At 67.6% G+C, this 6,408-nt stretch carries 9 protein-coding genes; 6 read left to right on the forward strand and 3 right to left on the reverse strand.

Annotated features, from left to right (window positions below; genetic code table 11):
- Nucleotides 1-31: 31 nt before the first annotated feature.
- The gene (locus ACU18_RS15495; RefSeq protein WP_050686975.1) at nt 32-784 is read right to left on the reverse strand and encodes a S1 family peptidase; all 753 of its coding nucleotides are present in this window, start codon (nt 782-784) and stop codon (nt 32-34) included.
- A gap of 211 nt (nt 785-995) precedes the next feature.
- Here ACU18_RS15495 and ACU18_RS15500 point away from each other — a divergent pair, with 211 nt between their 5' ends.
- The 3 genes from ACU18_RS15500 (at nt 996) to ACU18_RS15510 (ending at nt 3,157) form a co-directional block, all read left to right on the forward strand.
- Complete coding sequence (locus tag ACU18_RS15500; RefSeq protein ID WP_050686976.1) at nt 996-1,865, forward strand: DUF4031 domain-containing protein; 870 nt, start codon at nt 996-998, stop codon at nt 1,863-1,865.
- A complete protein-coding gene (locus tag ACU18_RS15505) occupies nt 1,862-2,701 on the forward strand; it encodes a 2-phosphosulfolactate phosphatase (RefSeq protein WP_050686977.1) in 840 nt (279 codons plus the stop codon). The genes ACU18_RS15500 and ACU18_RS15505 overlap by 4 nt, the downstream gene beginning before the upstream one ends.
- A gap of 69 nt (nt 2,702-2,770) precedes the next feature.
- Nucleotides 2,771-3,157: a VOC family protein gene (locus tag ACU18_RS15510; protein ID WP_050686978.1), complete on the forward strand. Its 387-nt coding sequence runs from the start codon at nt 2,771-2,773 to the stop codon at nt 3,155-3,157.
- Between the two features lie 24 nt (nt 3,158-3,181).
- Here the strand turns inward: ACU18_RS15510 and ACU18_RS15515 are convergent, their stop codons facing one another.
- A complete protein-coding gene (locus ACU18_RS15515; protein WP_050686979.1) occupies nt 3,182-3,583 on the reverse strand; it encodes a YccF domain-containing protein in 402 nt (133 codons plus the stop codon).
- 67 nt (nt 3,584-3,650) lie between these two features.
- Nucleotides 3,651-4,262 carry a phosphoribosylanthranilate isomerase gene (locus ACU18_RS15520; RefSeq protein ID WP_050686980.1) on the reverse strand — a complete coding sequence of 204 codons (612 nt, stop codon included), beginning with the start codon at nt 4,260-4,262 and terminating at the stop codon, nt 3,651-3,653.
- Between the two features lie 117 nt (nt 4,263-4,379).
- On the opposite strand from ACU18_RS15520, the gene ACU18_RS15525 reads away from it, so the two are divergent.
- From ACU18_RS15525 to ACU18_RS15535, 3 genes are all read left to right on the forward strand, one after another.
- A complete protein-coding gene (locus ACU18_RS15525) occupies nt 4,380-4,943 on the forward strand; it encodes a HutD/Ves family protein (protein ID WP_050686981.1) in 564 nt (187 codons plus the stop codon).
- Between the two features lie 89 nt (nt 4,944-5,032).
- Nucleotides 5,033-5,563, forward strand: a complete 531-nt coding sequence (locus ACU18_RS15530; protein ID WP_050686982.1) for a ferritin — start codon at nt 5,033-5,035, stop codon at nt 5,561-5,563.
- 131 nt (nt 5,564-5,694) lie between these two features.
- Nucleotides 5,695-6,351, forward strand: a complete 657-nt coding sequence (locus ACU18_RS15535) for a nucleoside/nucleotide kinase family protein (RefSeq protein WP_050686984.1) — start codon at nt 5,695-5,697, stop codon at nt 6,349-6,351.
- Nucleotides 6,352-6,408: the final 57 nt, after the last annotated feature.

The raw sequence follows: 6,408 nt of genomic DNA on the forward strand, positions 1-6,408 counted from the left end.
GGCCGGCCGCCGATGGTTCTGTTCCGGAGCCTTACGAGCCAGCCACCCCGGAGACGCTGGTGATCCAGCTGAGGTTGCGGGCCACCGAGGCGTGGTCGTTGTAGTAGCGGGTAAACGTTGACGGGTTGGGTGTGGGCAGAATGCTCGATGTCGACAACACACCCACCAGCTTGCCGTTCACCACCAGGGGCCCGCCGGAGTCGCCGCCCAGCGTGTGGCCGGATTGCGACTGGGTGCGCACCGAGACGCCCCCATACGTGTCGCTGCCCTGGCCCGCCACGGTGACGTTCGCGGTTTTGAAGGTGTAGGACATGGTTCCGGCGCCTTCGGTCTGGTCGCCCCAGCCATAGACCTTGGCGGCAGCACCGGTGGCGGGGACGCTGCCGGACAGGCCCACATAGGAGCCGTAATGCGGGGTGGAGAGCTTAAGGAGCAGGACATCCCCCGTGCTGGAGGCATAACGGCCGGCAACCGTCTTCACCGTGCCGCCGGTCTCCAGATACGTGGTGCCCAGCCGCACCGACTGCAGCGACGGGGAATCGCAGTGCTTGGCGGTGATGACCCAGTTCGCCGAGATCTGGCTGCCTGTGCAACCCACATTGGTCCCCGTGGCGTCGAAGGAAATCTGCGCCGCGTAGGGTGCCGCCGAAATCGTCGTGGTGGCACCGCCCGCGATGTCCGGGCTGGCACTGTCTCCGCCGGCGGCCGGAGCAGCATGGGCCGGCAGCGGCCCCATCAGTGCGGCGGCAGCGGCGGCGGTGGCAAGAATCCTGGCGAGTTTCAAAGCGGTGGCTCCTTCGCGGATGCCTGGCGCAGCCGTCGTCGGGACGCCAGGTCGGTTCGGTGTAGGCGGGCGGGAAGAGGTAGTGACTGTCCGCCCCTCCGGAGACTACCGGTCTTTATCATTCTTGTCACGGGCTATGACAAACTTGTAATACGCAGCCGGGAGCGCGCTGGCAGGCTGGGCGCCGGAGCCGGCCTACTAGACTTCCGTCATGGCCATCTACATCGACCCGCCGCTTTGGCCTGCGCACGGGACGCACTTCTCCCATCTGGTTTCGGATGGGTCGCTGGCGGAACTGCACGCCTTTGCCGCCGCGGCCGGTATTCCCGAAAGGGCATTCGACGGCGACCACTACGACGTGGCGGAGCGCCGCTTCGATGACCTGGTGGCGGCGGGCGCCTTGCCCGTCGAAGCCAGGGTCCTGGTCCGCAAACTCATTGCCAGCGGCCTGCGCATTCCCGCCCGGCAGCGGAACAAGTCCCTGAAGGTCCCGCTTCAGGACCGCTGGGAGGCCGTTATGCCCGGCCACGACGCCCTCTTCCTGGACCTGCTGGACCGGTGGAGTGAACCGCACCGGCACTATCACGGCCGCACCCATCTGCTGTCCATCCTCGAAGCCCTGGACCTCCTTAACGAACCGGCTGCTGTTCCCAGGACAGTCCTTTTGGCCGCATGGTTCCACGACGCCGTCTACCAGGGAATCCCCGGGCAGGACGAAGAGGAGTCGGCGCGGCTGGCCCTGGACCGGCTCCGCGGCACCGGGCTGCCGGCGGCCGAGGTCGAGGAGGTGGCCCGGTTGGTCCTGCTGACCAGCCACCACCGCCCCGAAGCCGGAGACACCGACGGGGCGCTGCTCTGTGATGCCGATCTTTCCGTCCTTGGCGGCGACCCGGCGGAATACGCCCGGTACCTTGCCGCCGTCCGGCTCGATTACGCGCACGTGCCTGACGCTGATTTCGCCGCCGGCCGGGCCGCCGTCGTCCGCCGGCTCCTGGACCTTGAGCCCTTGTTCCACGGACACCGCGCAAGGGACCTTTGGTTGGGCGCCGCGCACCGGAACCTGCACGGAGAACTGGCATGAACGCACCGGGAACGAACCCCCGCCACGTGCATACCGCAAGTGCGGCGCACCGCCAACTGCCTTTCACGGTCAGGCTGGAGTGGGGTCACGACGGCGCCGCGACGGTTGCGCCCGGCACCGACCTCGCCGTGGTGGTGGATGTCCTCTCCTTCACCACGTGCGTCAGTGTGGCCCTGGACCGCGGCGCGGAGGTTGTTCCGTACCGCTGGCGGGATACGGGCGCCGAGGATTTCGCTGCCCACCATAATGCGCTGCTGGCCGGACCGCGTGACGGCGGCGGGCTGAGCCTGTCCCCCGCCAGCCTGCGGACCGCGCAGTCCCTGGGCCGGGTGGTACTGCCATCCCCCAACGGCTCCGAACTGTGCCACCAGCTGGCAGGCGAAGTGCCCCTGGTTGCCGCTGTTTGCTTGCGGAACGCCGCCGCCACTGCGGACTGGGTGGCAGCCAACCTGCCGGCAGACGCTGTGATCGCCGTGATTGCGGCCGGTGAACGCTGGCCCGATGGCAGCCTGCGCCCTGCCGTGGAGGATGCGATCGGCGCCGGCGCGTTCCTCACCGCCCTGGCTGCGCAGTGGCCCGCCAGGATTGCTGCGGACAATTCCCGGGGCGGACCCGAGGACGGCGACTTTGACTGGCACGGGTATTCGCCGGAAGCGGTTGCTGCGGCGGCGGTCTTCGGAGCGGCCGAACCAAGCCTCCGGGAGATGCTGCACGGCTGTTCCAGCGGCCGTGAACTGGTGGGGGCGGGCTTTGCGGAGGATGTGGATATCGCCGCCGAACTGGACGGCAGCGACTCGGTGGCCATCCTGTCGGACGGGATTTTCCGGCGGCCCTGACCGGTTCCCTCGGGTTGCCTCGGCGTCGTGGTCCTTTACGGCCGGCGCCGGCAGTGCAACACTGCTCGGATGAGCCTGCGCATCCAAGCCGTCTGCATTGATTCCACCGATCCCCGGGTCCCGGCAGCCTTCTGGGAAGCCGCCCTGGGTTGGCGGCGGACCTACGAGGAGGCGGACGAGATTGTGCTGGAGCCGCCCGCGGGCAGTCCCGAAGACGGGGTCAGTCCGGACCTGCTGTTCCTGAAGGTACCCGAAGCCAAAGGACCCAAAAACAGGCTGCACTTTGACCTCCGGCCGGAGAACCGGGACGCCGAAGTGGCCCGGCTGGAAGGCCTGGGCGCCAAGCAGGTCTCCGTGGGCCAGGGGCCGGACGTCACCTGGGTGGTGATGGCCGATCCTGACGGCAACGAATTTTGTGTGCTGCGGGCCCTGCGGCCGGACGAAATGCCGGGCTAGCTGCACTGCCCAGCCAGCTTCGGCCTACCGGTACGCCTGGACGAACGGGGTGTTGCTGGGCACGATCTGCTTGCCCAGCGGCATCAGGGACACCGGGATGAGCTTGAGGTTGGCGATGGCCAGCGGGATGCCGATGATGGTGACGGCCATCGCGATCGCGGTGGCCACATGGCCGATGGCGATCCAGATCCCGGCCACCAGCAGCCAGATCACGTTGCCCAGCAGGGCGAACGGCCCGTTTCCGCCCGGTTTGTCCACCACCATCTGCCCGAAAGGCCACAGTGCGTAGGCCGCGATGCGGAACGACGCGATCCCCCACGGGATGGTGACGATCAGCAGGCAGCAGATGATCCCGGCTGCGAAGTAGCCCAGGGCAAGCCAGAACCCGCCGAATACCAGCCAGATGATGTTGAGCAGAGTCTTCATCTGTCCATTGTCCCCCGACGGGTTGGCTTCCGCGGTGGGTGACCACCCTGAACGATCCCTGAAAAACCTAGGTGCGGACGCCGGGCTTGGCCGCGTGGACAAAGGCCCGGATCCTGGCCAGGTCCTTGACCCCGCGGGACGCCTCCACGCCGGAGGAAACATCCACACCCCAGGCCTGCGCCGCCCCGGCGGCGGCAGCCACGTTGCCGGCGTCCAGTCCGCCGGCCAGCAGCCAGGACCGGCCGGCAAGCACCGGCAAGGCAGCCACCGAAGCATAGTCCCACGACTCACCCGAGCCCGGGACCGCGGCGTCGATCAGGAGCAGGTCCTCACCCCAGTCCTCGAACTCTTCCGCAGTGGCACCCAGGGTGATGGCCCGGACCACCTTCATGCCGGCGTCGTGCACTTTGGCAACGTCTTCCCGGGTCCTGGTGCCGTGCAGCTGGATCCAGTCGAGGCCGGCCGCGCGGGCGATTGGGGCGGCATCCGCCAGCGGCTCGTCACGGAACACGCCGATGGGCGTCACACCCGCCGGGACCTCCGCGAGCAGCGCCGCCGCCTGGGACGGCGAAACGACTCTTGGGCTGGCGGTCAGGACAAATCCCACGGCATCCGCCCCGGCCGCCACTGCTTCGCGGACCGATTCGGGCGTGCTGAGACCACACACTTTGACGAACATTCCCGGCTCCTTCAGGTACGTTTACGTGTTGTCCCCCGGGTGGAGAGTAGCAGGGACAGCCCCTTCCCGCGATGCGCGATGGCACCTCCGCCGGCTGCCGGGAACTAGGCTGGGCTGATGCAGATCATCCGCTTCGCAGACCTTAAGGCCACCCCCTGGCGCAACGGCGGCGGGGTGACCCGGGACCTGGCCAGCCACCCGCAGGGCGCGGCGGCCCAGGACTGGGACTGGCGGGTGAGCATTGCCGAGGTCACCAAAGCAGGTGATTTCTCCCCGTTCCCGGGCATGGAGCGGGTCCTCACTGTGGTGGAAGGTGAGCTGCTGCTGCTCACGGTGGACGGAGCGGACCATCCCCTGGAAAAGTATCGCCCGTTCCGGTTCGACGGCGGCGCACCGGCCGCCGGTTCGCTGCCCACCGGCGACATCCGCAACCTCGACGTCATCACCCGCAGCGGAAAGTTCAAGGGGTACACCTCCATCATTGAGCTGTCCAAAAAGCGTGCGCATCCCGTTTTTGCGGGGCAGCTTGCCGTGCTGCTGCAGGGGCAGGCAGCGGCCAGCGTGGCGGGCGGCGGCCCTGTGGACCTGGGCCGGTACGACGCCGTGGTGGGCGCCGACGAAAGCTCCCCCGAAATCCTGGGGCGGGGTTTCCTGGCTGTGGTCTCGGTCGACGCCGTCTGAGCGTTACCGCAGGTAGGCCAGCCTTTCCTTCCGCAAGCCGAGCCTTCCCACACTGGCTGGCCCGCGCGGCCGAACCCTAGACTCAAGCCATGACTTCCTCCACGTTCAACGCGCTCCTGTCCACCCAGATCGGCAACGAGTTCACGGCCTCGCAGCAGTACATTGCCGTGGCCACCTGGTTTGCCAACGAAGACCTCCCGCAGCTTGCCCGCTACTTCTACCGGCAGTCCGTGGAAGAGCGCAACCACGCCATGATGATGGTGCAGTACATGCTGGACCGGGACATCCCGTTCACCATCCCCGGCGTTCCCGCGGTCCGCAACGACTTCTCTTCGGTGACCGAGCCCCTGGCCCTGGCGCTGGAGCAGGAAAAGGAAGTCACCCGCAACATCGAGGCCCTGTTCCGGGCCGCCCGCGGCGAGAACGACGCCCTCGGTGAGCAGTTTATGCTGTGGTTCCTGAAGGAGCAGGTGGAGGAAGTGGCGTCCATGACCACGTTGCTGAACATTGCAGAGCGCGCGGACAACCTGTTCGACATCGAGAACTTCATCGCCCGCGAAACCGTGGGCGACAGCGGCCAGGACGCCTCGGCCCCGGAAACCGCGGGCGGCTCGCTCTAAGCCCACCCCCTCGGCCCAGCCCTGTGCCAGCCCCGCGCCGCCCCTCCCAACTGACTCGCAGTTGTTGTCGTTTTGAGCCTCGAAAACGACAACAACTGCCAGTCAGTTGGGCTGGGGCCTAGGCTTTTGCTATGGACTCACCCGAAGCGCGGCTGGCAGTGGCCTCCCTGCGGGAGCGGTTGTCAGGCCGCCGCCGCACAATGCTGGGCATCACGGGGTCTCCCGGTTCCGGCAAATCCACGTTCGCAGCCTGGCTGCAGCACCAGTTCGGTCCCGACGCCGCCGCAGTGGTCCCCATGGACGGATTCCACCTCGCGAACAGCATCATCGACGGCACACCGCTGCGGCACCGCAAAGGTTCCATGGACACGTTCGACGCCGGCGGGTACCTCTCGCTGCTGCGGCGGCTTGTGCTGCGGGATGAAGACGTTGTGTATGCGCCCGAATTCCAGCGGACCCTGGATGAGCCTGTGGCGGCTTCCATCGGCGTTCCCGCGTCCGTTTCCCTGGTGATCACCGAGGGGAACTACCTGCTCGCCTCGCAGGCGCCCTGGCCGGAGGTCCGCGCGCAGCTGGACGAGGTGTGGTTCATTGACACGCCGCCCGCCGTGCGGCTGGGCAGGCTGGTGGACCGGCATGTGGAGTTCGGGATGGACAGGACGGCGGCGGAAGCCTGGGCACTGGGCCCGGATGAGGCCAACGCCCGGATCATCGAGGCCACGCGGGACGGAGCGGACAGGATCATCCCCTGGGGCTGCGGACCCGTGGCTGGAACGCTCCCCAACTGACTAGCAGTTGTTGTCGTTTTGAGCCCTCAAAACGACAACAACTGCGAGTCAGTTGGG

It is taken from the genome of Arthrobacter sp. ZBG10, assembly GCF_001238605.1.
Classification (GTDB): Bacteria; Actinomycetota; Actinomycetes; order Actinomycetales; family Micrococcaceae; genus Arthrobacter.